Origin of the sequence: Rhizobium vallis (genome assembly GCF_003985155.1) — a bacterium.
Taxonomy (GTDB): domain Bacteria; phylum Pseudomonadota; class Alphaproteobacteria; order Rhizobiales; family Rhizobiaceae; genus Rhizobium; species Rhizobium vallis.
In genome coordinates, this window is record NZ_ML133692.1 from 31792 (window position 1) to 57827 (window position 26036).

The 26036-nt window shown below is 61.2% G+C and carries 28 protein-coding genes; 15 read left to right on the top strand and 13 right to left on the bottom strand.

Going from position 1 to position 26036, the window contains the following annotated elements:
- Positions 1-2 precede the first annotated feature (2 nt).
- The 4 genes from EFQ99_RS19810 to EFQ99_RS19825 all read left to right on the top strand — a co-directional run bounded on the left by EFQ99_RS19810 (position 3) and on the right by EFQ99_RS19825 (position 4936).
- Complete coding sequence (locus tag EFQ99_RS19810) at positions 3-1001, top strand: ABC transporter ATP-binding protein (RefSeq protein ID WP_126922901.1); 999 nt, start codon at positions 3-5, stop codon at positions 999-1001.
- A gap of 85 nt (positions 1002-1086) precedes the next feature.
- A complete protein-coding gene (locus EFQ99_RS19815) occupies positions 1087-2568 on the top strand; it encodes a mannitol dehydrogenase family protein (protein WP_126922903.1) in 1482 nt (493 codons plus the stop codon).
- Positions 2569-2663: 95 nt separating this feature from the next.
- Positions 2664-3353, top strand: coding sequence for an HAD family hydrolase (locus EFQ99_RS19820; RefSeq protein ID WP_126922905.1), 690 nt, complete (start codon positions 2664-2666; stop codon positions 3351-3353).
- Positions 3353-4936 (top strand): FGGY-family carbohydrate kinase, encoded by a 1584-nt coding sequence (locus EFQ99_RS19825; RefSeq protein ID WP_126922907.1) that lies wholly within the window; start codon positions 3353-3355, stop codon positions 4934-4936. The genes EFQ99_RS19820 and EFQ99_RS19825 overlap by 1 nt, the downstream gene beginning before the upstream one ends.
- Positions 4937-5161: 225 nt before the next feature.
- On the opposite strand, the gene EFQ99_RS19840 is transcribed toward EFQ99_RS19825, so the two are convergent.
- Complete coding sequence (locus tag EFQ99_RS19840; RefSeq protein ID WP_126922910.1) at positions 5162-6016, bottom strand: MurR/RpiR family transcriptional regulator; 855 nt, start codon at positions 6014-6016, stop codon at positions 5162-5164.
- Positions 6017-6252: 236 nt separating this feature from the next.
- On the opposite strand from EFQ99_RS19840, the gene EFQ99_RS19845 reads away from it, so the two are divergent.
- Positions 6253-6966, top strand: coding sequence for a sulfate transporter family protein (locus tag EFQ99_RS19845; protein ID WP_126922912.1), 714 nt, complete (start codon positions 6253-6255; stop codon positions 6964-6966).
- A 2-nt stretch (positions 6967-6968) separates the two neighbouring features.
- On the opposite strand, the gene EFQ99_RS19850 is transcribed toward EFQ99_RS19845, so the two are convergent.
- Complete coding sequence (locus EFQ99_RS19850; protein WP_126922914.1) at positions 6969-7394, bottom strand: VOC family protein; 426 nt, start codon at positions 7392-7394, stop codon at positions 6969-6971.
- A gap of 86 nt (positions 7395-7480) precedes the next feature.
- Here EFQ99_RS19850 and EFQ99_RS19855 point away from each other — a divergent pair, with 86 nt between their 5' ends.
- On the top strand, positions 7481-8059 hold the full coding sequence (locus EFQ99_RS19855; RefSeq protein ID WP_126922916.1) for a TetR/AcrR family transcriptional regulator: 579 nt from the start codon (positions 7481-7483) through the stop codon (positions 8057-8059).
- Here EFQ99_RS19855 and nth read toward each other — a convergent pair.
- Positions 8024-8830, bottom strand: coding sequence for an endonuclease III (nth, locus tag EFQ99_RS19860; RefSeq protein ID WP_208722792.1), 807 nt, complete (start codon positions 8828-8830; stop codon positions 8024-8026). The two genes, EFQ99_RS19855 and nth, sit on opposite strands and share 36 nt — an antisense overlap.
- Here nth and EFQ99_RS19865 point away from each other — a divergent pair.
- Both EFQ99_RS19865 and EFQ99_RS19870 read left to right on the top strand, forming a co-directional pair.
- Positions 8829-9326 (top strand): DUF2244 domain-containing protein, encoded by a 498-nt coding sequence (locus tag EFQ99_RS19865; RefSeq protein WP_126923203.1) that lies wholly within the window; start codon positions 8829-8831, stop codon positions 9324-9326. The two genes, nth and EFQ99_RS19865, sit on opposite strands and share 2 nt — an antisense overlap.
- 84 nt (positions 9327-9410) lie before the next feature.
- Positions 9411-10283 (top strand): methylated-DNA--[protein]-cysteine S-methyltransferase, encoded by an 873-nt coding sequence (locus EFQ99_RS19870; protein ID WP_126922920.1) that lies wholly within the window; start codon positions 9411-9413, stop codon positions 10281-10283.
- 30 nt (positions 10284-10313) lie between these two features.
- On the opposite strand, the gene EFQ99_RS19875 is transcribed toward EFQ99_RS19870, so the two are convergent.
- A complete protein-coding gene (locus EFQ99_RS19875; protein WP_126922922.1) occupies positions 10314-11297 on the bottom strand; it encodes a sugar-binding transcriptional regulator in 984 nt (327 codons plus the stop codon).
- 427 nt (positions 11298-11724) lie between these two features.
- Here EFQ99_RS19875 and tal point away from each other — a divergent pair, with 427 nt between their 5' ends.
- Positions 11725-12690, top strand: a complete 966-nt coding sequence (gene tal / locus EFQ99_RS19880; protein WP_007631886.1) for a transaldolase — start codon at positions 11725-11727, stop codon at positions 12688-12690.
- Between the two features lie 93 nt (positions 12691-12783).
- A complete protein-coding gene (locus tag EFQ99_RS19885; RefSeq protein ID WP_126922924.1) occupies positions 12784-13452 on the top strand; it encodes a DUF1345 domain-containing protein in 669 nt (222 codons plus the stop codon).
- A 52-nt stretch (positions 13453-13504) separates the two neighbouring features.
- On the opposite strand, the gene EFQ99_RS19890 is transcribed toward EFQ99_RS19885, so the two are convergent.
- Both EFQ99_RS19890 and EFQ99_RS19895 read right to left on the bottom strand, forming a co-directional pair.
- Positions 13505-14299, bottom strand: a complete 795-nt coding sequence (locus tag EFQ99_RS19890; protein WP_126922925.1) for an anti-sigma factor family protein — start codon at positions 14297-14299, stop codon at positions 13505-13507.
- Positions 14296-15048, bottom strand: a complete 753-nt coding sequence (locus EFQ99_RS19895; RefSeq protein ID WP_126922927.1) for a sigma-70 family RNA polymerase sigma factor — start codon at positions 15046-15048, stop codon at positions 14296-14298. The genes EFQ99_RS19890 and EFQ99_RS19895 overlap by 4 nt, the downstream gene beginning before the upstream one ends.
- 300 nt (positions 15049-15348) lie before the next feature.
- Here EFQ99_RS19895 and EFQ99_RS19900 point away from each other — a divergent pair, with 300 nt between their 5' ends.
- From EFQ99_RS19900 to EFQ99_RS19910, 3 genes are read left to right on the top strand one after another with little or no spacing between them, the layout of a single operon-like run.
- The gene (locus EFQ99_RS19900) at positions 15349-16323 is read left to right on the top strand and encodes an MBL fold metallo-hydrolase (RefSeq protein ID WP_126922929.1); all 975 of its coding nucleotides are present in this window, start codon (positions 15349-15351) and stop codon (positions 16321-16323) included.
- A gap of 20 nt (positions 16324-16343) precedes the next feature.
- Positions 16344-16805 carry a tetratricopeptide repeat protein gene (locus EFQ99_RS19905; protein WP_126922931.1) on the top strand — a complete coding sequence of 154 codons (462 nt, stop codon included), beginning with the start codon at positions 16344-16346 and terminating at the stop codon, positions 16803-16805.
- Between the two features lie 59 nt (positions 16806-16864).
- Complete coding sequence (locus EFQ99_RS19910) at positions 16865-17311, top strand: DoxX family protein (protein WP_208722793.1); 447 nt, start codon at positions 16865-16867, stop codon at positions 17309-17311.
- A gap of 148 nt (positions 17312-17459) precedes the next feature.
- Here the strand turns inward: EFQ99_RS19910 and EFQ99_RS19915 are convergent, their stop codons facing one another.
- The gene (locus EFQ99_RS19915) at positions 17460-17633 is read right to left on the bottom strand and encodes a DUF1328 domain-containing protein (RefSeq protein ID WP_126923204.1); all 174 of its coding nucleotides are present in this window, start codon (positions 17631-17633) and stop codon (positions 17460-17462) included.
- A 126-nt stretch (positions 17634-17759) separates the two neighbouring features.
- On the opposite strand from EFQ99_RS19915, the gene EFQ99_RS19920 reads away from it, so the two are divergent.
- On the top strand, positions 17760-18383 hold the full coding sequence (locus EFQ99_RS19920; protein WP_208722794.1) for a YjbE family putative metal transport protein: 624 nt from the start codon (positions 17760-17762) through the stop codon (positions 18381-18383).
- A gap of 79 nt (positions 18384-18462) precedes the next feature.
- On the opposite strand, the gene EFQ99_RS19925 is transcribed toward EFQ99_RS19920, so the two are convergent.
- From EFQ99_RS19925 to EFQ99_RS19950, 6 genes are all read right to left on the bottom strand, one after another.
- Entirely contained in the window at positions 18463-19890 is a 1428-nt protein-coding gene (locus tag EFQ99_RS19925) for a gamma-aminobutyraldehyde dehydrogenase (protein WP_126922935.1), read from the bottom strand.
- A 13-nt stretch (positions 19891-19903) separates the two neighbouring features.
- Complete coding sequence (locus EFQ99_RS19930; protein WP_126922937.1) at positions 19904-20716, bottom strand: ABC transporter permease; 813 nt, start codon at positions 20714-20716, stop codon at positions 19904-19906.
- Positions 20706-21668, bottom strand: a complete 963-nt coding sequence (locus tag EFQ99_RS19935) for an ABC transporter permease (protein WP_126922939.1) — start codon at positions 21666-21668, stop codon at positions 20706-20708. The genes EFQ99_RS19930 and EFQ99_RS19935 overlap by 11 nt, the downstream gene beginning before the upstream one ends.
- The gene (locus EFQ99_RS19940) at positions 21665-22651 is read right to left on the bottom strand and encodes an ABC transporter ATP-binding protein (protein WP_126922941.1); all 987 of its coding nucleotides are present in this window, start codon (positions 22649-22651) and stop codon (positions 21665-21667) included. Before EFQ99_RS19940 ends, EFQ99_RS19935 begins: the two co-directional genes overlap by 4 nt.
- Before the next feature lie 218 nt (positions 22652-22869).
- Positions 22870-24030, bottom strand: coding sequence for an ABC transporter substrate-binding protein (locus tag EFQ99_RS19945; RefSeq protein ID WP_126923206.1), 1161 nt, complete (start codon positions 24028-24030; stop codon positions 22870-22872).
- 121 nt (positions 24031-24151) lie between these two features.
- Positions 24152-25060 (bottom strand): LysR family transcriptional regulator, encoded by a 909-nt coding sequence (locus EFQ99_RS19950; RefSeq protein ID WP_126922943.1) that lies wholly within the window; start codon positions 25058-25060, stop codon positions 24152-24154.
- Between the two features lie 179 nt (positions 25061-25239).
- Between EFQ99_RS19950 and EFQ99_RS19955 the strand changes: the two genes are divergently transcribed.
- Entirely contained in the window at positions 25240-25986 is a 747-nt protein-coding gene (locus tag EFQ99_RS19955; protein WP_126922945.1) for a hypothetical protein, read from the top strand.
- Positions 25987-26036 lie beyond the last annotated feature (50 nt).

The following is a 26036-nucleotide window of genomic DNA, read 5'->3' on the forward strand; positions in this document are numbered from 1 at the left end:
ACATGGGCAGCATTACCCTTCAGAAGGTTTCCAAGGTCTTCGGCGAAGCCAAGGTCATCCCTTCGATCGATCTCGACATCAGGGACGGTGAGTTCGTCGTCTTTGTCGGCCCGTCGGGCTGCGGCAAGTCCACGCTGCTCAGGCTGATCGCCGGTCTCGAGGACGTTTCCGGCGGCAAGATCGTCATCGACGGCAAGGATGCCACCGAAAAGGCACCCTCGGAGCGCGGCCTTGCTATGGTGTTCCAATCCTATGCGCTTTATCCGCATATGAGCGTGCGCAACAACATCGCCTTCCCGCTGAAGATGGCGGGCGTCGACAAGGCTGAGATCGATCGCAAGGTGACGGATGCCGCCCGGGTGCTGAACCTTACCGACTATCTCGAACGCAAGCCGCGCCAGCTTTCGGGCGGTCAGCGCCAGCGTGTTGCGATCGGCCGCGCCATCGTGCGCCAGCCTTCGGCCTTCCTGTTCGACGAGCCGCTGTCGAACCTCGATGCGGCGCTGCGCGTCAACATGCGCCTCGAAATCAGCGAACTGCATCAGCAGTTGAAGACGACGATGGTCTACGTCACCCACGACCAGGTCGAAGCCATGACCATGGCCGACAAGATCGTCGTCCTGAACAGGGGTAATATCGAGCAGGTCGGCTCGCCGCTGGAGCTCTACAGCCGCCCGCGCAATCTCTTTGTCGCCGGCTTCATCGGCTCGCCGAAGATGAATTTCATCAAGGGCCAGAACGCGGCCCAGCTTGGGGCGCACACGATCGGCATCCGTCCCGAACATGTGCTGCTGTCGATGGAGAGCGGCGACTGGAAGGGCAGGGTCGTGGTCGCAGAACATCTCGGTTCCGACACCTTCCTGCATATCGATGCCGACGAGATCGGTATGGTGACGGCGCGCGGCAGCGGTGATTTCGCCGCCAAGGCCGGTGATACGGTCTACCTGACGCCGGACCGTTCGCGTATTCACAAATTCAATGAGGGCGGCCTCGCCATCTAGGCGAGCCGTCGGGCTGGGGGGGCAGGCATCAGAGCCGGGCGATGACGCCCGGCCGTCTCGGCAAGACCTTCAAGAGGACTGAAACATGACGTGCAAACTATCGCTGGCAACGCTTTCGGACGTGGCGCGCACTGCCGCCATCCCTGGTTATGACAGGGCGTCGCTGAAAGCCGGCATCGTGCACTTCGGCGTCGGCAATTTCCACCGCGCCCACCAGGCGATCTATCTCGACGATCTCTTCAACCAGGGCGCCGACCACGACTGGGCGATCGTTGGCGCCGGCGTGCTGCCGTCGGATGCAGCGATGCGTGAAAAGCTTGCCGCCCAGGATTTTCTGACGACCGTCGTCGAGCAGGACAACAACAAGACTGCGGCGCGCATCACCGCGCCGATGATCGACATCCTGCCGGTCGGCGATGCGAGCGCCATCATCGCCAAGCTTGCCGATCCCGAGATCCGCATCGTCTCGATGACGATCACCGAGGGCGGTTATTTCATCGACGCGTCGGGTATCTTCAATCCGGCCCACCCGGCCATTGCCGCCGATGGACAAAACCCCTCCGCGCCGAAGACCGTCTTCGGCCTTGTTGTCGCCGGCCTGAAGGCGCGCAAGGAAAAGGGCATCGTGCCCTTCACCGTCATGTCCTGCGACAATATTCCGCATAACGGCATCGTTACCGCCAATGCGGTGATCGGAACGGCCGCGCTTTCCGATCCTGCCCTTGCCGACTGGATACGGGCGAATGTCGCCTTCCCGAATGCGATGGTCGACCGAATCACGCCGGCGACCGGCCAGCGGGAGATCGATTTCCTCAGGGACAATTTTGAGATCGAGGACAACTGGCCGGTCTATTGCGAAGAATTCAAGCAATGGGTGCTCGAAGACAAGTTCACCGCCGGCCGCCCGGCGCTGGAAAAGGTCGGCGTTACCTTCGTTCCAGACGTCACGCCTTACGAGCATATGAAGATCCGCATCCTGAACGGGGGGCATGCTGCGATCGCCTATCCGGCGGCGCTGATGGACATTCATTTCGTCCACGATTCCATGGAGGATCCGCTCATTCGCGCCTTCCTCGCCAAGCTCGAAAACGACGAGATCATTCCGATCGTGCCGCCGGTCCCGAACACCTCGCTGACCGATTATTTCGCCCTGATCGAACACCGGCTGCTCAACCCGAAGATCGCCGACACCATTCCGCGGCTTGCCCAGGACGGCTCCAACCGCCAGCCGAAATTCATTCTGCCCTCGACGCTCGACAATCTCCGCCAGGGCAGGGATGTCGTCGGCCTGGCGCTGGTTTCGGCGCTCTGGTGCCGTTATTTCGCCGGCAAGACCGACAGCGGCAAGGATATCGTCTTCAATGACGCCAGCGCCGACCGCCTGCATGCGGCGGCCCTGAAGGCAAAAGACGATCCGGCGGTCTTCCTCGTCTTCGACGACATTTTCGGCGAGGTGGCGAAATCGGAACTTTTCCGCAAGCGTTTCGCCCATGCTCTCAAAAGCCTGTGGGAAAAGGGCACGCGGGAGACGCTGCAACTCTATCTCGATGGCAAGCTGGCAGTGTAGGAATTCGGATGGCGGCGTGTGCTGCCACCATCCGTCGGGCCTTGCGGGCGAAGCGGAGCGTTGCACGTCCGATTTGAACTCAGGTTGGGTCTTTCATGGCTGATACTGAACCAGGGCTGGTCATCTTCGATTGCGACGGCGTGCTCGTCGACAGCGAACCGATCTCGATCAGCGTGCTCGTCGGCGCAATGAACGATCTCGGCGTCTCGATCACCGAGGACCAGGCCTATGAGCGTTTTCTCGGCCGCAGCCTTTCGACCGTCATTGATACGCTCGAAACCGAATTCAACATCCATGCCAGCGAAGAATTCCTCGAGCGCATCCGCACCGATCTCTACGCCCGCTTCCGCACCGAATTGAAGCCGATCGAGGGGGTTGCCACGACGATCGACGGGCTCGGCATTCCCTGCTGCGTCGCCTCATCAAGCCAGATGGAGCGAATCCGGCTGTCGCTGTCCGTGACCGGACTTCTCGACAGGCTGCCCGATATCTTCAGCGCGACGATGGTCAAGCGCGGTAAACCGGCCCCCGACCTCTTTCTTCATGCGGCCCGCGAAATGCATGTAGAACCCACATCCTGCGTCGTCGTCGAGGATAGTCCGGCTGGTATCGCGGCGGCCAAGGCGGCCGGTATGACGGTCTTTGCTTTCACGGGTGGATCGCACGCCAACTTTGCCGGATACCGCGCCGAACTCGATCGTCTCTCGCCTGAAGTGGTGTTTGACGCCATGCCGGATTTGTTACACCTTGTCCGCAAACACAAGCTGGACGGGACCAAATCTTGATGCGTGATCATGTGGTTGCGGTGGATATCGGCACGGGCAGCGCGCGCGCCGGCGTCTTTAATGCAAGCGGTCGGTTGCTTGCCAAGGCCGAGCAGCCGATCGTCATGAACCGGCCGCGCGAAAATCATGCCGAACATGATTCCGAGGACATCTGGTCGGCCGCCTGCACGGCGGTGCGCAGGGCGATGGAGCAATCAGGCATCGCCGCGACCTCGGTCGGCGCGATCGGTTTCGACGCCACATGTTCGCTCGTCGTCCGTGACGTCGAAGGCCGGCAGATCAGCGTTTCCACAGGGGGCGAGAGGCGTTTCGACACGATCGTCTGGCTCGACCACCGGGCGCTGAAGGAAGCCGATTTCTGTACGGCGACAGAGCACAGGGTGCTCGAACATTCCGGCCACGTGATGTCGCCGGAGATGGAGATGCCGAAGCTGATGTGGCTGAAGAAGAAGTTGCCCGCCACATGGGAAAAGGCCGGCTACTTCTTCGATCTCGCCGATTTCATGACCTGGAAATCGACCGGCTCGCTTGCCCGTTCGCGCTGCACGCTGACGGCGAAGTGGAACTATCTCGCCCATCTCGAAAAGGGCTGGCAGCAGGATTTCCTGGAGCGGATCGGGCTCGAGGACCTTCAGGCGCGCGGGCACCTGCCTGAAGAGACCGCGCCCGTCGGAGAGAGCGTCGGCCGGTTGACGCAGGAAGCGGCCGAGTCGCTTGGGCTCACCACGGAGTGCCATGTTTCGTCCGGGATGATCGACGCCTATGCGGGCGCGCTGGGGTCGCTTGGCGGTTACGCCGCCGATCCCGTGAAACGCGAGCGTCAGTTAGCGATGATTGCCGGCACCTCAAGCTGCATCGTCGCCTTTTCACAAGAGCGCAAGCCGAGCCACGGCATGTGGGGTCCCTATTACGAGGCGGTCTTCCCGCAATGCTGGCTGGTGGAGGCCGGGCAATCGGCGACCGGCGCGCTGCTCGACCACATCGTCCGTATGCATGCGGCCGGTGGTGAGCCGACGTCGGCGCTGCATCAGAAGATCGTCGCGCGCATCGCCGAACTGCGGGCCGAGGAGGGCGATGCCTTTGGTGCGCGCATCTTCGTGCTGCCGGATTTTCACGGTAACCGCTCGCCGCTCGCCGATCCGCATGCCGTCGGCGTCGTCAGCGGACTGACGCTCGATGCCTCCTTCGACAGCCTCTGCGTGCTCTATTGGCGCACGGCAATGGCGATCGCGCTTGGCATCCGCCACATCCTGGAAAAGATGAAGGAATATGGCTACGTGCCCGATACGCTGCACATTGCCGGCGGGCATGTGAAGAACCCGGTACTGATGGAGCTCTATAGCGACGCCACCGGCTGCAAGGTCGTGGTGCCGAAGATGAACGAGGCGGTGCTGCTCGGCACGGCAATCGCAGCATCGGTCGCCTGCGGCCTGCATAAGGATCTGGCGGCGGGCGGCGAGGCGATGTATCCGGGGGGCGACGAACGGCTTCCGGACAAGGCGAAGCAGGCGCTCTACGACCGCGACTATCGCCGCCTGCTTGTCATGTACCGGCATCGAGCCGAACTGGAAGCGATGCAATAGCGATTAGAGCCTTTCCGGGTTAGCATTCTGCCGGAGCAGCAAGTGCGTCCGGCGAATTTGAGTCTTGCAGATTTGCTTCGCAAATCTGCGGGAGGGTTGGCTGAAACGGGCCGGCTGATCGACCGGTCGGCTTGGCCGTAGAACTGGGCTACGACGCGCGCCGGCCGGTCGACCATCCGACTCCGTTTGAGCCAACAGAATGCTTCAATCTAACCCGGAAAGGCTCTAGTGGTTCGCCGTTTCGCCGAGAACGGTCGCGAATTCCAGCATGCGGCGGCGGCGGAGCGCGGCTTCCTCTCCGACTTCGAGAATGACGGATTCCGACAGGCAATCGAGCAGCGCGATCAGCGGCGGAAGATTGTCGAGATCGGGCGCGCGGGCGGCGGGCAAGGGCAGCATGACGTTCGACTGGTCGGCCATCCAGTCCGCCTGCTGCGGCGAGATGAGGACGACCTTGTAGCCGTAGCGGCGCGCGGTCCGGGCAAGCAGGCGTGCCTTGGCGAAGCGGCGACAGTCGATGATGACGAGAAGCGCATCGTCGACCGCCAGCCTGGCGAAAAGATCGGCGAAACGATTGTCGGCGCCGTCCAGCGTGCGCACACCGTCACGGGCTTGCGTCAGCCGCTGACAGAAATGATTGGCGAGACTCGCAAGCCGAGCATGGGTGGCGATCGACACTTCGCGGGCCGTGCTGATCAGGCCGACGGCTTCGGCCCAATTCGGCTGCGCCGTCAGATGATAGATATGATGAAGCGCCTGGATCTGTTCGGCGACCAGCACGGCGAGCGGTTTGCCCTCGGCGGCGTCCTGATGCAGCTCTGTCATGGCGCTCTGCAATTGTGCCGGTGACGTCGTCACCGTCTCGCGAATCTCCACCTTGACGCTGTCCAACCCCTGATAGCCGAGTGCGCGCAGGAAGCGTCCGACGGTCATCGGCGAGAGATCCAGCCTGTCGGCGACGGACGCGGCGGTCTCAAACGGCAGGTCGTTCAGATGTTCGGTGAAATATTTCGCGATACGACGCTCGGCCGGCGTGCCGGTTTTAGCGTATTGCCTGAGTTTGTGTACAAAATCTTCCACATCAGCCTCCCCCGTCTTCCCTCAGAGGCGCTCCGCGGACGCGCTGTTGCGGCCCGTTGTCTTTGCAACTATTACGGAAGCTGCTTCTCTTGCCCATGCATATTCTGATTTCTCACAATATTATATTAGCATTTATATTTCGACAAGTTTTCTAGTACAGCATGCAATTTTATTCTCTCTTGCCGGTCGCGTCCGCCTTTCCTACATCTTTCCGCGCAACCGGAGACGCCGAAGACATGATCCTTGACGCCGCTCGACTATCGCTTTCCAATCTGTTCGCGCCGGAGACACGGTCTGTCTTCTGGAAGGTGCTTGGCCTGACGATTGTCGTGCTGGTCGGCCTGTGGTTTGCGCTGCGCGGGGCCTTCCTGACTTTCGTCTTTCCCTGGGTCGCAAGCTTCTTTCCTGATGTGCCGGATTGGGCTGGATGGCTGGCTCTGGTCTTTGCGATCCTTGCCGGCATCGGCCTTGCGCTCGTGCTGGCGCTGCTGCTGTCGCCGGTCACGGCGCTGATTGCCGGCCTATTTCTCGACGATGTCGCGGATGTCATCGAAAAGCGCGACTATCCCAGGGACGCGCCGGGCACCGCCATGCCGCTCGGCCCGGCGATGGCAAGCTCGATCAAATTCCTGGGCGTGGTGATCCTCGGCAATATCGTGGCATTGCTGCTGCTGTTCATACCCGGCGTCAATCTGATCGCCTTCTTTCTGGTGAACGGCTATCTGCTCGGGCGGGAATTCTTCGAATTCGCCGCCATGCGCTTCCGTCCACCGCAGGAGGCGCGGCTCTTCCGCGCCAAACATGCGCCGACCGTCTTTCTCGGCGGGCTGGTGATTGCGCTCTTTCTGGCAATCCCCATCGTCAATCTTCTGACGCCGCTCTTTGCGGCCGGCATGATGGTGCATCTGCACAAGCTGATTTCCGCCAGGGATGCCGGGGCGCGCGCCTAAGTTCAACCTGGCAGGGCGGCGGCGTCGTACATCGCCGCGAATTCGGCGCTCGGTGGGATCGGCTTGATGATGTCGAGCAGGACACCGTTCGGATCTGCGGTGATGAAATGCCGCTGGCCGAAATCCTCGTCACGGATTTCTGTCAGAATCGGCAGGCCGGCGCTCCGGCAGGCCGCATAGATCGCGTCGACATCGGCGACCTCGAAATTGAGGAGCAGGCCCGACACCCTGCCGCGGGCGATCGCCGGGATGGTCTCGTGGCTGCCATCGAGGATGGCAAGCGCGATGTGCTCCTGCTCTGTCGATTGCAGGTGAACGTACCAGTCGCTTTCGAACAGCGCCTTGAAGCCGAAATGCTTGCAATAAAAGCTAGCAGTGCCGGCGACGTCGCCGGTCATGATGACGGGATAATAGCTCGTCGATTTCATTACTTTCCTCCACCTTTTCAATTTACATACACTCTGTATGTTTTTGGCTATTAACATACATTCTGCTTGTATGTAAATGAATGTTTATGAGCCGCAGCAATCGCCAGAGGACGGAACAGACGAGGCAGGCGCTGATCGATGCCGGTCGGCGTCTTTTTGTCGAGAAGGGTTATGCCGAAACCGCGACGCCGGAGATCGTGGCGGCGGCGGGTGTGACGCGAGGCGCGCTCTATCATCATTTTGAAGACAAGAAGGCGCTCTTTCGCGCGGTAATCGAAAGCGAGGCGCAAGCGGTGGCGAGAGCGATCGAGGCGCATTCGGCGTCCCACGACGCGCCACGCGTCGCGCTGCTCGCCGGTGCCTCGGCCTATTTTGATGCGATGATGACACAAGGGCGCACGCGGCTGCTGCTGATCGAGGCGCCTGCCGTTCTCGGCCCATCGACGACCGCGACGATCGATGCGGAGAATGCGGAAGTGACGCTGCGGGTAGGGCTTGCAGCCATGCTTCCGAAGGCCGGCGCCATGCTCGAACCGCTAACGTCGCTGCTATCGGCGGCCTTCGACCGCGCGGCGATCGCGATTGATGCAGGTGGGGAAAGGCGGGATTACGAGCAGGCGATCGCTGTTCTACTCGACGGCCTCGCCGATCACCTGCGGCGGTAGTGCGACGAGCGGCGCCGGGATATCGCAGCTCTTTTCCGGAGACTTGCAGATGTCAGCGATGACGCAATGTTCGCATTCGGGGCGACGCGCCTTGCAGGTGTAGCGCCCGTGCAGGATCAGCCAGTGATGGGCGTGGTAGAGGTAATGTTCCGGGATCACTTTCATCAGTCGAGCCTCGACCTCGTCCGGCGTCTTGCCGGGGGCGAGCTTGATGCGGTTGGCGATGCGGAAGATGTGTGTGTCGACGGCCATGGTTGCCTGGCCGAAAGCCATGGACAGCACGACATTGGCGGTCTTGCGGCCGACGCCCGGCAAGCGAACCAGTTCCTCGTGCGTTTCCGGTACTTTGCCTGCGAATTCGTCGACCAGCATCTGTGAGAGCGCGATGACGTTTTTCGCCTTGTTGCGATAGAGGCCGATCGTCCTGATGTAGTCGCGCAGCCGTTCCTCGCCGAGTTCGAGCATCTTTTCCGGCGTATCGGCAATCTTGAACAGCGCCCGCGTCGCCTTGTTGACGCCGACATCGGTGGCCTGGGCGGAGAGCGCCACCGCCACGACAAGGGTGAATGGGTTGGTGTGCTCCAGCTCACCCCGCGGCTCGGGCCGTTGGATCGAAAAGCGGCGAAAAATCTCCTCGCGCTCGGCCAGTGAATAGACCGTGCGCACAGCCGCCGCCGGTTTGCGGCCAGCGATTACATTCGCATCCTGTGGCATCTTGGTAACGGATTTGAGTTTCGGATTTGCCATGGAAACTCTATACTCAACGGCCATGATGGAAAGCAACGCCGACAGCTTAAACGAGCAGCCTGTTTTCGCAGCCGAGCTTTTCCCCCACCGTTCGCTCGGACGCAGGGGATTCAAGGTGTTGCTGGCACTATCCGGCGCCATCTGCTTTCTCTACGGCATGTTCTTCGTCGCGACGGGCGCCTGGCCGATCGGCTTCTTCTTCGGGCTGGATTTCGTTTTGCTCTATGGCGCCTTCTGGCTGAGCTACCGCTCGGGAAAGGCGCGCGAAGAGGTTACGGTGTCGCGCACCGATGTTTCGGTGCGCAAGTTTACGCCGTCAGGACGAATGGTAGAACATCACTTCAATCCGTTCTGGGCGCGCTTCCTCGTTCGCCGGCATCACGAGATCGGCATTCTCTCCATGCATATTTTCGGCGAGGGCCGGCGCACGGATATCGGCTCCTTCCTCAATCCCGATGATCGCGAAAGTTTCGCCAAGGCCTTCAAGGGGGCGCTCGCCACGGTCAAGCAGCGGATCTAAGGCGATGCATTTCGATCGGGGGCGCAAGAATCGGGTGGTTTGACGGACTGCCCTTGATTATCTCCTGTCTAAAGGAGAAAAACGATGAATATGATCGCCAAGCTCGACACAGATATCACCCCGGATGGCCCGGACTACGATACCGTCCGCCAGGTCATCGAACTCATCAGCGAAGAATATCGCGACCAGCCCTCGCTGGAAGCGATCGCGGCACGGCTGAATCAGTCGCCGACGCAGCTTCAGAAGACCTTTACCCGCTGGGCCGGCCTTTCTCCCAAGGCATTCCTGCAGGCTGTCACGCTCGATCATGCAAAGCGGCTGCTGCGCCGGGAAGAGATGCCGCTGCTCGAAACCTCCATCGAGGTCGGTCTTTCCGGCCCCAGCCGCCTGCACGACCTGTTCGTCACCCATGAGGCGATGTCTCCGGGGGAATGGAAGGCCAAGGGGGGAGGGCTGACGATCCGCTATGGATTCCACAACTGCCCCTTCGGAGCGGCACTCGTCATGGTCACGGATCGTGGCCTTGCAGGCCTTGCCTTCAGCGATGCCGGCGACGAGAGGGCCTGCCTTGAGGACATGAGCTGCCGTTGGCCGAATGCGGAATACATCGAGGATCGGCAGGCGACGGCGCCTTATGCGGAACGCATCTTCCAGCCGGGTCGCTGGGCGTCGGACCAGCCGTTGCGCGTCGTTCTGATCGGCACGGATTTCCAGGTCAGCGTCTGGCAGAGCCTCTTGAAGATCCCCTTCGGCAAGGCGGTGACCTATAGCGATATCGCCAGGGATATCGGCCGGCCGACCGCGATGCGCGCTGTCGGTGCCGCCGTCGGCGCCAACCCGATTTCCTTCGTCGTGCCCTGCCATCGCGCGCTCGGCAAGAACGGGGCATTGACGGGATACCATTGGGGCCTGACCCGCAAGCGGGCGATGCTCGGCTGGGAGTCGGGGCACGCCTGAGCGACGGCGGTTCCCTTCAGCGAGGGTGCATCAGGTCTGCTCTGCCAATGCCAGCAAGGCCCGTGCCGCGCTTTCGTCGGTAATCAGCGTGTTGCAGCCGATGCGTTTGATCGTGGCGCGGATGGCGACGGCGCGGTGGGCGCCGCCGGAGGAAAGCACGATGTGCCTCGCCTCCTTCAGCGTATCGAGGTCGACGGACATGACGCGCCGGTTGATCGAGTGGTCGACCGAATTGCCGTCCTTGTCGAGAAAGTTGAACATGGTGTCGCAGACGCAGCCGGCATCGACCAACTCCTGCAATTCGGCCTTCGATATCCAGCCTTCAGACAGCGAGGTCGAATGCGGGCCGATATCGCCGCAACTGACGATCGCGAGATCGAGGTTTTCAGCAAGCCGGTAGATCGTGTCCAGCCCGCATTTCTCAATCAGATTGCGCTTGGTCTCGATGGAATCGACGAGGAGCGGCGCCAGGAACATGTAGCATTCGGCGCCGAGCTGGTTTGCCAGCCGCCAGGTATAATCGATCGGGTTCGTCTGATGGACGGCGACGATGCCGCCAAGCAGCGAGACGATCTTGCAATTGTCGCGGCGCGGCGGACGGAAGCTCGCCAGCGAGGCCGTCATGGTGCGGCCCCAGCCAACGCCGATCGTATAATCGTCGGGAATGGCTTCCGACAGGAACTGGCCGAGCGCCAGGCCGACATTCCTTGCCAGCGAATTGACGTCGCATGTGGTCGGCGCCGGCACGACGATCGCTTCATCGAGGCCGTAGGCGCGCTCGAGCTTCACCGAAAGCTCGACACAGTCGCCGATCGAATCGTTGATCCAGATCTGGACTTCGCTGCGTTTCATCGCCTCGTCGAGCAGGCGGATGACGGTGGTGCGGCTGATGCCGAGCTGTTCGGCAACATCCTTCTGGGTGAGGCCCTCGTTATAATAGAGCCATGCCGCCCTTAGCCGCAGCGAGGATGCCTCGGAATAGGCCGTATGCGTGCCACGTTTAAGCTTGACCACATCTCCTCCCGCACGATTCCCGCCCTAAATCCTTCACAGGGATGAAGGGGCGCAACGATACGCTTGTTGTCGGGATAATGACGGGCGTGACACTTATGTCAATTGAAATGCACAAATGTCCTTGACTTTTCCTCGGCCGAACGGCGATAGTCCTCACGATAAAGTCGTTCTTGTCCGTCCGAGGAGGACATAGTGCGGGCATGCCGAAAGTCACGACCGGCCTTTGAGCCGCAGGCGGTGCCGCTTGCGTTCGGGCAGCCGTTCGCTCGCGGGAACACGGCCACTGTCCTCCACGTTTATGAATCATCCGTGACGGATGCGCGTATCTTTACCTGCAGCATGCAAAGCATCGGCCCCTAGATCACCCCTCTTCGCCGGGCGGAACGCGCGCCGGTCCGCATCCCAAATTCAACAAGGATTATTGACCATGACATCCAAGCTTGACCAACTCCGCGAGATTACCACCGTCGTCGCCGATACCGGCGACATCGAGGCCGTCGCCCGCCTGAAGCCTGTGGATTGCACGACGAACCCGAGCATCGTGCTCAAGGCTCTCGGCACGCCGATGTTTGCCGACGCTATCAAGGAAGCCGTCGCCTGGGGCAAGAAGCAGGGCGGCAATCCCGAAGCCGTTTCCTCCGCCGTCGCCGATCGCCTCGCCATCTCGGTCGGCGCAGCACTTGTGAAGCTCGTTCCGGGTCGCGTCTCGACCGAAGTCGACGCCGACCTTTCCTTCGATACCGAGGCTTCCCTTGCCAAGGCACGCGCGATCATCGCCGCCTATAAGGATCGCGGCATCGGCCAGGACCGCATCCTCATCAAGCTCGCGTCCACCTGGGAAGGCATCCGTGCTGCAGAGGTGTTGCAGAAAGAAGGCATCGACTGCAACCTGACGCTTCTCTTCAGCAAGGCCCAGGCGATCGCCTGCGCCGACGCCAAGGTATTCCTGATCTCGCCCTTCGTCGGCCGTATCCTCGACTGGTACAAGAAGTCGACCGGCAAGGACTTCACTGCCGAGGAAGATCCGGGCGTCATCTCCGTCCGTGAAATCTACAATTACTACAAGGCGAACGACATCAAGACGATTGTCATGGGCGCTTCCTTCCGCAGCGCCGGCGAAATCGAAGCCCTTGCCGGCTGCGACCGCCTGACCATCAGCCCGAACCTGCTCGACGAGCTCGCCAAGGATGAAGGCAAGCTGGAGCGCAAGCTCTCGCCTGATAGTCGCAAGCCGGATCCGAAGGTCTCGGTCGACGAGAAGACCTTCCGCTGGATGATGAACGAAGACGCGATGGCGACGGAAAAGCTCGCCGAAGGCATCCGCGCCTTCGCCAAGGATCTGGGAACGCTGCGCACCATGGTGCAGAAGGAACTGCAGCTCGCTGCCGCCTGATAGGGCACGGCATTCAATCGGAGGCGCGGCTGCCGGCTGGCAGGCGCGCCTTTTTCGTGCTGTTATCAAGGGCATATGCTGTCGGAGATCAATATGGCGGATGAGGAACGGGCAAATTCGCTAGCGGCATTTGCCTACAAGCATGCGAGCTTCATCATCGCCGTTCTTGGCGGAGTGGTGGTCTTTCTGCTTTTGACCTCGCGCGAAGTCAGCGCCGGCAACATCCTGTTCGGCTGGAATGTCGGCGCCGGCGTTTTTGTCGTGCTCAGTTGGCGCAAGATGTTGCGGGCGACGGTTGAAAGCATCCGCAAACGCTCCGAGGATCTCGATTTCTCCGACACCGTCCTCCTGGCTCTTTCGATCGGTGCAGCACTTGCCAGCGTCGCCGGCATCGGTATCGAGCTTCATTCGATCAAGGAGGCAGCACCTGATGTCGCGCTGGCCCGGGCAGGTGCGGCGATTGTGACGATCCTGATCTCCTGGATCTTCCTGCATACGCTCTTCACCATCCACTATGCCCATTATTTCTACGGCGGGGCGGACGAGGAGGGTGGGCTCAAATTTCCTGACGGAATTGCAGAGCCCGGCTACTGGGATTTTCTCTATTTTTCCTTCACGATCGGCGTTGCCGCGCAGACGGCGGATGTTGCGGTCAGTTCGACCAGCATGCGCAAGCTGACGCTGCTGCATGCCGTGCTTTCGTTTCTGTTCAACACGACGATCCTGGCGCTGGCGATCAATGTCGGGGCAAGCCTACTTTAGATCATCGCAAAGCAGAGCTTGATGTCGTCCGGAAACCGCTCACTTTTCGGCATCATCCTTTCGCCGCCGCCCTGAAGAGTGTCTCGAACTCGGCTAGGTCGCTCGGCGCGACATCGGAAATCGCCCAGAATACGAGCCCGCCATCCGACCACTGCTTCATATTATAACCGTCATGCACCGTCGTCGCCTGTGCGGCCGATGCTGCGGGCCATATGAACAGGTTGATGACATGTCCGTGGCGCCGATAGACGAGGGCGGCAACGGCGCGGCCGCCGATATAGTCGACACGCCCGCCGACCAGCGGAAAGCCGTCCTTGGCGAGATCGCTCACCGGCGGGGAAAAATCGATCTTGCCGTTGAACCAGGGTTTTACCGTATGCTGATCGGAGGTCAGCACGTCGGTGAGATGGTCCGCCATCATCGACCTGACATGGCTTGCCATGATCTGGTCCTGTAAAAGCAGGATCTGCGACGGTGCGTTGATGAACAGGAAGGCGCCTGCTGCCAGAACCGCGAGCGAAGGCACGAAGCTCCACTGCCTTATGAAATCCAGGGCGCGGCGCCATACAGGCGCCTGGCGCGAGAGGCTGGATGCCGTCGCCGCCTGTTCGAAAGACAGCATCGACAGGACTTGTGAACGCAGCGCCTCCGGCGGTCGCCACTTGACGCCATCCTGATCGATGATTCCCCTCACGGCACGGACCCCTTCCATCTCAGTCCTGCAATTCGCGCAGGTGGCAAGATGATCCTCGAATTGCGCCGCATGGACGGAATCGAGTTCACCATCGACAAAGCCGTGCAGCATGATGCGCCATTCGGGGCAGCCTTTCTGTTGAGCCTCACTCATCCCGCCGTCTCGCCTTTGCTGCATGCATCCCAGGCTTCGCCAAATTCGCGCCGCGCCCTGGCAAGCCGGGACATGACGGTGCCGATCGGCGCATCGATGATCTCGGCGATCTGCCGATAGGAAAGATCCTCAAGTTCACGCAGGACGAGGATTTCCCGCATCGCCTCCGGAAGCTGGCTGATAACAGAGCGCACGCGCTGCTGCTCGCTTCGCCGGATCGTCGCCGTCTCCGGCGAATCCTCCTCCGAGGCGATCTGATACTCTTCTCCTTCGTCGAGGTCGGCATCGCCGTCATTGTCGAGATGCCGCTCGAAGCGCGCTTTGCGGCGATCCTGCTGGCGCCAGGCATGGCAGCAGTTCCTGACGATGGCAAAGAGCCAAGCGCGGGGGTCGCCACCACGATAGGTTTCGAAATTGCGGTAGGCGCGCAGGAACGCTTCCTGGACGATGTCTTGCGCGGCGTCCGCGTCGCGGCTGAGGAACCGGGCAAAGTTATAGGCGGCGTCGAGATGCGGAACGATCATGTGCTGAAAGCGCTGCATGAACTCGTGCTGCGCGGTCGCATCGGCTGCAGGAGCGACCCGATCGCTGTTTGTTTTTTCCGAGACCATGAGGTGGAACAGCCGTGCCGCGCTGCCGAGAAGCACGGTTAGAAGCGAGGGTCGATTGCGAACCTGCGACCTCAACCGCGCCGGCAACAACCAGTCGTTCGATCCGACGGGATAGGCGATCTGAGCGTTTGTCATCATCCTCCCTGCCTCAACAGCAGCCGAATTTAGGCGTGAGACCCGCAGTCGTGCAATGCGGTCCCTTGCCCTCTAGACCGGTCTGCAGGCGGTTTTATTCCATATCGACGCCAATTTCTTTGCACGCAGCGGGACATTGGCCGCATGCAAAGGAAATGATGAAGCATTTTCAATTACTTGATGGAAAAGTGTCTGGGATCAGGAATAAGCGCTCTCCGCCGGCGATCTAGTTGGTCAGCGAGGACATCTGAGCAATCGCAGTCTTCGCCACCGGAAATGCCATCAACAAGAGGAGGCATATTCATGTTTACCATGTCACGTCGCGCCGTGCTGGGCTCGGCTGCCGCAGCGGCTGCATTCGGCCTGTCGTCGAAGCTCGAATTTGTCATGCCGGCGCTCGCCGCAACGCCGCTGGAGCCGATGGTCGGCTTCTACAAATACAAGGTCGGGGATGTCGAGGTCACGGCGATCTACGACGGCATCTGGAAAAAGCCGCATGACCCGACCTTCATCAAGAACGCGTCGATCGAAGACACGAAGGAGGCGCTTTCCAAGGCGGGATTGACGACCGAATTCATGCCGATCCCACTGACGGTCGTCGTCCTGAAGCTCGGCGACCGCTTGATCATGATGGATGCCGGCTCGGGCGTCGGTCAGTGGCAGGCGAATGCCACGCACCTGCCGGCGAACATGGCAGCCGCCGGCATCGACTACAAGAAGATCGACACGATCATGCTCTCGCATTTCCACCCGGACCATATCTGGGGACTAATGGAAAAGGGAACGAATGATCCTGTCTTCCCGAACGCCGAACTCATCGTCAACGCTGTCGAATATAACTGGTGGACGGAGCCCGGCCGGGTCGAGAAGCTTGCGGAAGGTCGTAAGCCGGCCGGCAAGCGCATCGCCGACGTCTTCCCGAACTGGAAGAACTGGAAACTGGTGGACGACGGGGCCGAGGTTGCACCGGGGGTGCGGCTTCTGGCGGCGCCCGGCCACACGCCGGGTCATTCCACCTATCTGGTGACGTCAGGCAGCAAGCAGCTGCTCGTCTCGGCCGACATCATGTATGTGCCGGCCCTGCTCGCGCCGCATCCAGAATGGCAGGGCAGCTACGACCAGGATGGGCCGATGGCGATCGACACACGCCGCCGTCTCATCGACCGCATCATTGCCGACAATATCGCCATTTGCGGTTCGCATTTCCCCTTCCCCGGCTCAGGCACCTTCGTCAAGGACGGAAGCGCCTATGGCTTCACACCGACAATCCAGGCCTGAAAGGCCGAAAGGAGATCGTCATGAAATATGCAATTCTCGGATTCATCTGGCTTTGCGCCATATCCGCCGGCTTTTCCGCGGTGACGGCGCTTCCGGCCTTTGCCGTCGACAATATGCAATCGACAGACGCTCCCGACTTGACGTCGGTGCGCGCCAAGATCGATGCCAAGGACTATGCCGGCGCCCTGTCGGAGCTTCGCGGCCTTGCCGAGGACAATCAGCAGGCGGACGTCTATAATCTGATGGGATATACGCTGCGCAAGACCGGCGACTACAGGACCTCACTGACCTACTATACCAAGGCCCTGGAACTTCGGCCCGATCACAAGGCAGCGCGCGAATATCTCGGCGAACTCTATGTCGAAACAGGCGAGACCGCGAAGGCCGAGGAGCAGGTGGCATCGCTGAAACAACTATGCCCTGATGGTTGCGAGGAACTGGAAGACCTGCAAAAGGCCATCGCCGCCAAGGCCGGCAATTGACGTGCATATGAACATAAGAGCAGGCGGCAGAACCGCCTGCTCTCTGCAAACCGGAGGATATGATGGAAAATGCCCCAAGCCGGCTGCGACTGGCCGATCTCATTCTTCTCCTCGGCAGGCTTCTGCTATCGCTGATCTTCCTGCATGAAGGTTCGACGCTTGCGTCCAATATCGCCGCGACCATCGACACGTTCGCAACGCTCGGCCTGTCGGCGCCGGTGGCACTTGCGGTCATCGCCCTTCAGATCGGCGCTGGCCTTTCCATTGCCGCTGGTTTCCTCAGCCGGTTTGGCGCACTGGCATTGGCGCTTTTCTGCCTGGCGACCGCCTCGCTCTTCCATACGAATTTTGCGAGCCAGAACGAGCTGCTGCATTTCGAAAAGGATCTGGCGATTGCCGGCGGCATGTTCGTCCTGGCAGCCTCCGGCGCGGGATCGATCTCGATCGACAATTTGCTGAAACGGCGGGTGAGCGGCATGCCCGCCTGGCTGAGGGCAGTGTTGTAGCCTATTGCATCGTGCGTCGCCGGTAGCCGGAATGCTGATAGACGACGGGACCTTCGTCTTTGGTCAGGGCGAGCTCAAACGTCCGCCCCTCCATCGCCTCCGCCGCTTCAGGCGGAAGGGCCTGAACGTGCCGCGCGTCTGCAACCGCTCACAAGACTGCCTGGCCGGCCAGCAAGGCGAGGACGAGGAAGATCAGGAAGATCACCAGCGCGATGCCGAAGAGAACGCGTGCGATTGTCGCGGTGGCTGCGGAGACGCCGGAGAAGCCGAAGAAGCCGGCGATGATCGAAATCACGAAAAATATCAGGGCCCATTTCAGCATGGCGTCCTCCTTTGCGTCTGCAGGGGAAGACGCTGCAGCCGGCAAATTGTTCCGGGTCTTTTCAAAGCCGGTACGATCTGTTTCAACGAGCTATCGGTTTGCCCCATCGATGAAAGCTCCATCAGCATGTCAGCTTTTCCGGATCAGCATACGATTTCCGCCTATTTCGAAGTGATCGTGATCAATCTCCTGCTGTCGGGAGACAATGTCATCATCATCAGTATGGCAGCGGCCGGCCTCGTCAGCGAGCTGCGCGGCAAGGCCATCGCCGTCGGGATCGCGGCGGCAGCGGTCATCCGCATCGTCTTCGCCGTCATTGCCGCCAGGCTTCTTGCCGTCACCGGCATCGCGCTTGCCGGTGGCCTCATGCTGCTCTGGATCTCATGGACGATGGGCCGCGAGCTGCTCTCGACGGCGGCGGCCGAAGTGCATTCCGGCGTTGCGGGATCGCATATCAAGCCGAAGCTCTTCCGGCAGGCGATCGGCCAGATCATCTTCGCCGACGTCTCGATGTCGTTGGACAATGTTCTCGCCGTTGCCGGCGCCGCGAAGGAGGATATGAACGCGCTGATCTTCGGCCTCATCCTCTCGGTGCTGCTGATGGGCGTCGCCTCGAACGTCGTCGCCAAGCTGCTCAACCGTTTCAGGTGGATCGGCTGGTTCGGCCTTGCGATCATCGTCTATGTCGCGCTCGACATGATCTGGAGCGGCGGCGGGCAATTGCTGGCGCTTTATGGCCGCGTGGCCTGATATCTCCCCGGCAAACCGGGGAGATCGATATCCGAACATTCAAAGCGAGCCTGGTGCTCCTAGGCCCTTGCCTCGCCGATCAGCCGTGATTGATCATCACGTGGCGTACGGCGGTATAGTCCTCCAGCGCATAGGCCGACAGATCCTTGCCGTAGCCCGATTGTTTGAGACCGCCATGCGGCATCTCGTTGGCCAGCATGAAATGCGTGTTGATCCAGGTGCAGCCATATTGAAGGCGGGCGGCGGTCTTCATGCCGCGGCCGATATCCGTGGTCCAGACGGAGGAGGCCAAGCCGTAATCGCTGTCATTTGCCCAGGCGATGGCGTCATCGGCTTGGGAAAAGCGGGTGACAGACACGACCGGTCCGAAGACCTCGCGGCGGACGATCTCGTCGTCCTGCAGGGCGCCAGCAATGACGGTCGGGGTGAAGAAGAAGCCCCTGTCGCCGGAGACCTTGCCGCCGGTGGTGATCTCCATGTGCTTGTGCTCGGAAGCGCGGGCGACGAAGCTTTCGACACGATCGCGCTGGCGCCTGGAGATCAGCGGCCCGATCTCGTTTTCGGTATCGTCGGTCTGGTTGAAGCGGATGCTCGAGACCGCCGAGGAGAGGTCGGCGACGAAATTGTCGTAGACCTTGGCATCGGCATAGATGCGGCAGGCGGCGGTGCAGTCCTGGCCGGCATTGTAATAGCCGAAGGTGCGGATGCCTGACACGACTGCGTCGATATCGGCATCGTCAAAGACGATAACCGGAGCCTTGCCGCCGAGTTCGAGATGGGTGCGCTTGACCGTCTTGGCGGCGGCCTGCAGCACCTTTTTGCCGGTGGCGATATCGCCGGTGATCGAGATCATGTTGATCTTGGCATTGTTGATCAGCGCATTGCCGACGCTTTCGCCACGGCCGAGGATGACGTTGACGACGCCTTCTGGAAGGATATCCGAGAGCAGTTTTGCCATCTTCAACGCCGTCAGCGGCGTCTGTTCGGAAGGCTTGAAGACGACGGTGTTGCCGCCGGCGATCGCCGGCGCCAGCTTCCAAGCCATCATCATCAGCGGATAGTTCCAGGGCGCAATCGAGCCGACGATGCCGATCGGATCGCGGCGGATCATCGAGGTATGGCCGGGGAGATATTCGCCGGCGGCTGGTCCGTGCAGGTTGCGCACGGCACCAGCGAAGAAGCGATAACAATCGACGATCGCCGGGATTTCGTCGTTCAGCACCGAATTGATCGGTTTGCCGCAATTCAAAGCTTCCAGCGTGGCGAAGCCGACGGCGTCTTTCTCAATGGCGTCGGCGATCTTCAGCAGGTAACCGGAACGCTCGCCGGGCGTCGTTTGCGACCAGCTTGCGAAGGCTTTTTCCGCGGCGTCGACGGCGGCGTCGACCTGGGAAAGCGAAGCTTCGGCAAGATCCAGCACCGTCTCGCCCGTCTTCGGGTTCAAGATGTGCTCTTCCGTCTCCGTGCCTTTCACGAAGCGGGAACCAATCAGCATTTGGGTATCCATGATGTTCTCCCTGTTATTTGCCAGAGCCGGCGATCTGGTCGCCGTCGCGGGTGAGGTAATAGGCTGCCAGGATCGGCAGGAAAGTGACGAGCACCACGACCATGGCGACCACATTGGTGACCGGGCGCTGGCGCGGGCGGATGAGTTCTTCGAGCATCCAGATCGGCAAGGTCGATTGCTGGCCGCCGGTGAAGGTGGTGACGATGACTTCGTCGAAGGACAGCGCGAAAGCGAGCATGCCGCCGGCGAGAAGGGCGGTGCCGATATTCGGCAGGATGACATGGCGGAAGGTCTGGAAGCCGTCGGCACCGAGATCCATCGAGGCCTCGATCAACGATCCGGAGGTGCGGCGGAAGCGGGCGACCGCATTGTTGTAGACGACGACCACGCAGAAAGTGGCGTGGCCGAGCACGATGGTCCAGACCGAAAACGGAATGTCGAACAGGCTGAAGGCGGAGCGCAGCGCAATGCCGGTGATAATGCCGGGAAGCGCGATCGGCAGAATGACCAGAAGCGAGATCGCCTCGCGGCCGAAGAATTTCGTCTGGCTGACGGCGGCCGCGCAGAGTGTGCCGAGCACCATTGCGATCGCCGTGGCGATGACGGCGACCTGCACGGAGAGGCCGAGCGCCGACCAGACATCCGGCCGGTTCCAGGCAACGCTGAACCATTGCAATGTCAGCCCAGGCGGCGGCCATTGATAGCTCTTCTCTTCCGTCGTGAAGGCATAAACGAAGATCAGCACGATCGGCAGGTGCAGAAAGAGCAGGCCGGCGGCAGCGGCGATCTTCAGGGGCAGCGGCGATGTCTTGAGATCAGAGCGCATCGAAGGCCCCCTGTTTCTTGGCGGCCCAGAGATAGAGCGCCATAATGACGATCGGCACGACCGAAAAGGCCGCAGCCAGCGGCACGTTGCCGGCCGTTCCCTGCTGGGCATAGACCGCCTGGCCGATGAAGAGCCTTGAGGAGCCGATGATCTGCGGGATGATGTAATCGCCCAATGTCAGCGAGAAGGTGAAGATCGAACCGGCGACGATGCCAGGGAGCGCCAAGGGCAGTAGCACGGTGCGGAAGGTCTGGCCCGGCGTGGCGCCGAGATCCGCGGAGGCTTCGATCAGGTTGCCGGGCACGCGTTCCAGCGCGGCCTGCGTCGGCAGGATCATATAGGGCAGCCAGATATAGACGAAGACGATGAAGGTGCCGAGATAGCTCACCGAGAGCGAATTGCCGCCGACGATGGGCAGGTTCAGGACGCCGTCGAGCAGCCAGGAAAGGTGGAGCTTCTCGAAGATCCAGGTGAGGATGCCTTCCTTGGCGAGGATCAGCTTCCAGGCGTAGACCTTGACGAGATAGCTCGACCAGAGCGGCAGCATGACGCCGAGATAGAAGAGCGCCTTCCACTTTCCTTGCGCATACCGCGCCGCATAATAGGCGATCGGGAAGGCGATCATGGCGGCAGCGACGGTGACCAGTGCCGCCATGACGACGGTGCGGATGATGATGTCGAAATTCGTCGGGCTGAGAAGCTGAGCATAGGTCGAGAGCGTGAATTCGTAATTCACCAGCCCGGAAAAATCGTCGATCGAGAAGAAGCTCTGCAGGAGCAGGGCGATCAGCGAGCCGATATAGATGATGCCGAGCCAGAGCAATGGCGGCGTCAGCATCAGGAACAGCAGGAGTTTCGGGTGCCGCCAGAAGGCATCCGACATCCGGCCGAAGAAGCCGCCGCGCCTGGGCAGGATCGATGTCGCGCCGCCTGACATGGTGAGCACCGTCATGCCGCGTCGTCCATATAGTGGATATCGGCAGGCTGCCAGGCGAGGCGGATGCCGGCGCCGATAACAGGCACGGGCGTCCCCGCCGGCAGCATGACATGCAATCGGCTGCCGTTGAGATCGACGCCGAGGCGCGTGGCTGCGCCGAGGAAGCTTGCATTTTCGACTTTCGCCTCGATGCCGTCACCTGCCAGCCGGATCGCTTCGGGACGAAGGCTCGCCCACCGCTTTTCACCGCCGAGCAAGGCCATCAGATCCGGTGCGATGACGTTCGACGAGCCGACGAAATCGGCGACGAAGCGGGTTTTCGGGCGACGGTAGATATCCTGCGGCGTGCCCTCCTGGACAATGTTGCCATCGTTGAAGACGGCGACACGGTCGGCCATGGACAGCGCCTCGCCTTGATCGTGGGTGACGAAGACGAAGGTGATGCCGAGCGCGCGCTGCAGGCTCTTCAATTCCTCCTGCATCTGTTCGCGGAGTTTCAGATCGAGGGCGCCGAGCGGTTCGTCGAGCAGCAGCACCTTCGGCTTGTTGACCAGCGCGCGAGCGAGCGCCACGCGCTGGCGCTGACCGCCGGACAGTTGCCCGGGGCGGCGAGCGCCGTAGCCCGGCAGCTTGACGAGTTCGAGGGCATCGCCGGCCGCCTTCATGCGCTCCGCCTTGCCGACGCCCTTGACCATCAGCCCGTAGGCAACGTTGTCGAGGATGTTGAGATGCGGGAAGAGCGCGTAGTCCTGGAACACGGTATTGACGTTGCGGCGATAGGGCGGAACGCCCTCGGCGGTCTCGCCGAAGATCTGGATATGGCCTGCGGTCGGCTGTTCGAAGCCGGCTATCAATCTCAGGCACGTCGTCTTGCCGGAACCGGACGGGCCGAGCATGGCGAAGAATTCGCCGGGCGCGATTTCGAGATTGACGCCATCGACGGCGCGAACCTGGCCGAAGTGGCGCGAGACCTGTTGGAAGCGGACAGCGGGTGTCATTGTTGGGAGCTCCGGGTCTTATGTGTTCAGAGAGGGCTCGGTCTTGGTTCATAAAGACCCCGCCCCAAACCCCTCCCCACAAGGGGGAGGGGCTTAACCTGCCGTACCCTTTCGCGAGTACCTTGGTGTTTCGGCAGGATTGGACGGTGCCACTCGAGGCCCCTCCCCCCTGTGGGGAGGGGTTGGGGCGGGTCTTTACCCCCGCGGATCGGCGCGGTTCATCGCCCGCCGATCACGCCGATATAGTCCGATACCCAGCGATGATACGGCACGCATTCGCTCTGGGTCGTGCATTTGGCGACCGGGGTTTTCCAGAACTTGATCTTGTCGAAGTGATCGAAGCCATTGGTGGCGCAGCCGGCATCACCCATCAGTTCGTTGCCCTTGCAAGCGGCGGGAACGGAGGGCACGGCGCCGAACCAGGCGGCGGCATCGCCCTGGACCTTGGCCTGCAGCGAATGCTCCATCCACATATAGGCGCAGTTCGGATGTTCGCTGTCGGCGTGCAGCATGGTCGTGTCGGCCCAGCCGGTCACGCCTTCCTCGGGGAAGGTGGAGGCGATCTTCTGCTTGTCGGTCTGCAGCAGGTTCACCTGGAAGGGCCAGGAGCCGGAGGCGACGACGCCTTCATTCTTGAAGTCGTCGATCTGGATCATCGCGTCGTGCCAGTAACGGGAGACGAGCTTGCGCTGGCCGCGCAGCAGGTCGAGGGCGGCCTTGTATTGGTCCTCGGTCAGTTCGTAGGGGTCCTTGATGCCGAGGTCCGGTTTGTGGGCCATCAGATACATAGCGGCGTCGGCGATGTAGATAGCGCCGTCATAGGCCTGGACGCGGCCCTTGTTCGATTTGCCGTCCGGCAGTGTCTGCTCCTCGAAGACGACGTTCCAACTGGTCGGCGCCTTTTCCTTGAACGTATCGGTGTTGTACATCAACACATTCGGCCCCCAGAGATAGGGCACGCCGTAGTGCACGCCACCGACCGTATACCACGGGCCGTTCTGCAGGCGCTCGTCGACATTCTTGAAGCTCGGGATCAGATCGGTGTTGATCGGCTGCACACGCTTGCCGGCGATGAGACGCAGCGAGGCGTCGCCCGATGCCGTGACGAGGTCGAAGCCGCCCTCATTCATCAGCGACACCATTTCATCGGAGGTGGCGGCGGTCTTGACGGAAACCTTGCAGCCGGTTTCCTTTTCGAAAGCAGTGACCCAGTCGTAGCTCTTGTCGGTTTCGCCGCGCTCGATATAGCCGGCCCAGGCGACGATGCTGACTGCGCCTTCACCCTTGCCCAGGGCCTTCAGCGGTTCGGCGGCGATCACCTGCGTCGCAAAGCCCAGGCAGGCAAGCGCTGCCGTGCAGGATTTCAAGAGGTTCCTCATCATCCGTCTCCCGGTTTTTGGTGCCACTTTTGTGGCGGTTCGTTCCCGGATGAAAAGGTGACGCGAAAAGGCCGCTTTCGCAAATTCATTTATCAGAAAGGCGATATCGGAATTTCCGATATCAGCGGGTGCGCCCCGAGCGCATGCTTTCGGCAACGCCGACGAAATCGCGCGCCGCCTGCGGCAGGCTGGAGCCCTTGCGCCAGACCATGCCGACCTGAACGACCGGCAGCGAACCAGAGACATCGCGGCTCTCGATGCGGTCGCCTTCCAGCGACCACGGGCGGTAGACGAGATCGGGAAGCAGCGCCACACCCGCTCCTGTTGCAACCAGGCTGCGCACCGCTTCCACCGAACGGGTGCGGAAGGCGACATGCGGGCGGGCGCCGAGTGCCGAAAGCAGCTTGCCGGTATTCTCCTCGATTTCGTCGACCGTCAGCATGATCAGCGGTTCGCGGGCGATATCGGCAACCGAGATGATGTCGGCCGACACCAGCGGATGGCCCATCGGCAGCCATAGCCGATAGGGCGAAGTTTCGAGGATTTCCGCCTGCAGCGCCATGCGGTCGCGCAGGTTTGATATCACCATGACGGCGACATCGAGTTCGCCACCGACCAGGAGATGTTCGAGATAGCCGCCATTGTCTTCGATCGCGCTGACTTCAATGCCCGGGCAGGCCCGCCGGTATCGTGCCAGGAGGTCGGAGAGCACGTAGCCAGCGACAAGCGAGGTGACGCCGATGTTCAAGGTGCCGGAAAGCGCGCTTTGCTGGCCGGAAAAGCTGGTGCGGGCATCGGAGACGGAGGCGAGAATCTTCGTCGCGTGACGCAGGAACTGGTGTCCATTGTGCGTGATCGTCAGGCCGCGCGGGTGGCGCTCGAAGAGTTCGACGCCGAGGTCGGTTTCGAGTTCCTTCAGGGCTTCCGTCACCGAAGATTGCGAGATCGAAAGGTTCTGTGCTGCCCGCGTTACCGAGCCCTGTTCGGCGACGGCGACAAAATATTGGATCTGGCGAAGGGTGAAGGCCATGGACGTTTAGAGCATGGCCGAATGCGGCGTGGCAAGCGGCCAAAAAAAGCGGACCTTTTTTGGTATTTTCCTAAAATGAGGCGGGCTTGGCACGCCCACTTAAACTTTCGGAAACGTCATTTCCTTAACGTTCTCAACACCAGTCCTGCGTTGGAGTTTCAGATGGCGGAGCAGTTGGCGTGAAGGCCTTACTGCGCATATTCCGGCCCTCCCGGAAATTGACAATCATCATCGGCGGAGTCGCTCTTCTGGCGGGCGTTTCCGGCGGCGCGGCGGTGTATGTCGGCAAGGACAGGCTGATCGGTTCCTCGGATGGCGCCTACGGGCTCGAATGCAGCGACGTCAATCTGGTGACGATCAAGAAGCAGGATCACATCTGGGTCCGGAAATACATCAAGACCGAACCGACCGACGGGATGACGCGTGTCACGACCGCGCTTCGCGTCGCCCAGGCCGTCTATGCCGCGCAGAAGCCGGATCTGGTGCAGGTCGTGGTGCTCGACGAGAATGGCCCGACGATGCGCGCGGACATTCGCGGCCGGGCGATCGGCGCCGATGTCGTCTATATCCCGCATCCTGACAAGACCGTTCCGGGCCTCGACGACAAGCCCTATACGGCGCGCTACTATAACGGCAAGGCCAGCGAAAACGGGCTGTTCTTCGGCGAGCGGATAGACATGCCGTCCGACGAGATCGCCATGATCAGCGCTGCTTTCAAGGACCCCGAGGATTGCGTCGATCCGGTCGCCGTTGGCTCGACGAAGAGCGGGGAAAAGGGCAAGGATAAGAAGGCTGAGGGCGGCGCACATGGTGCAGCACCGGCGGCCGAAGGCGAAACCCCACCTGCCGCCGAAGGCGGCAACGCCGATGTCGTGGCAGAGGCACCGGCCGAAGAGCCGCTGCCAGAAGCGGTCAAAACACACTGAACGAATGGCATGAAAAAAGCGGAGCGCCAGCCGGCACTCCGCTTCGTTTT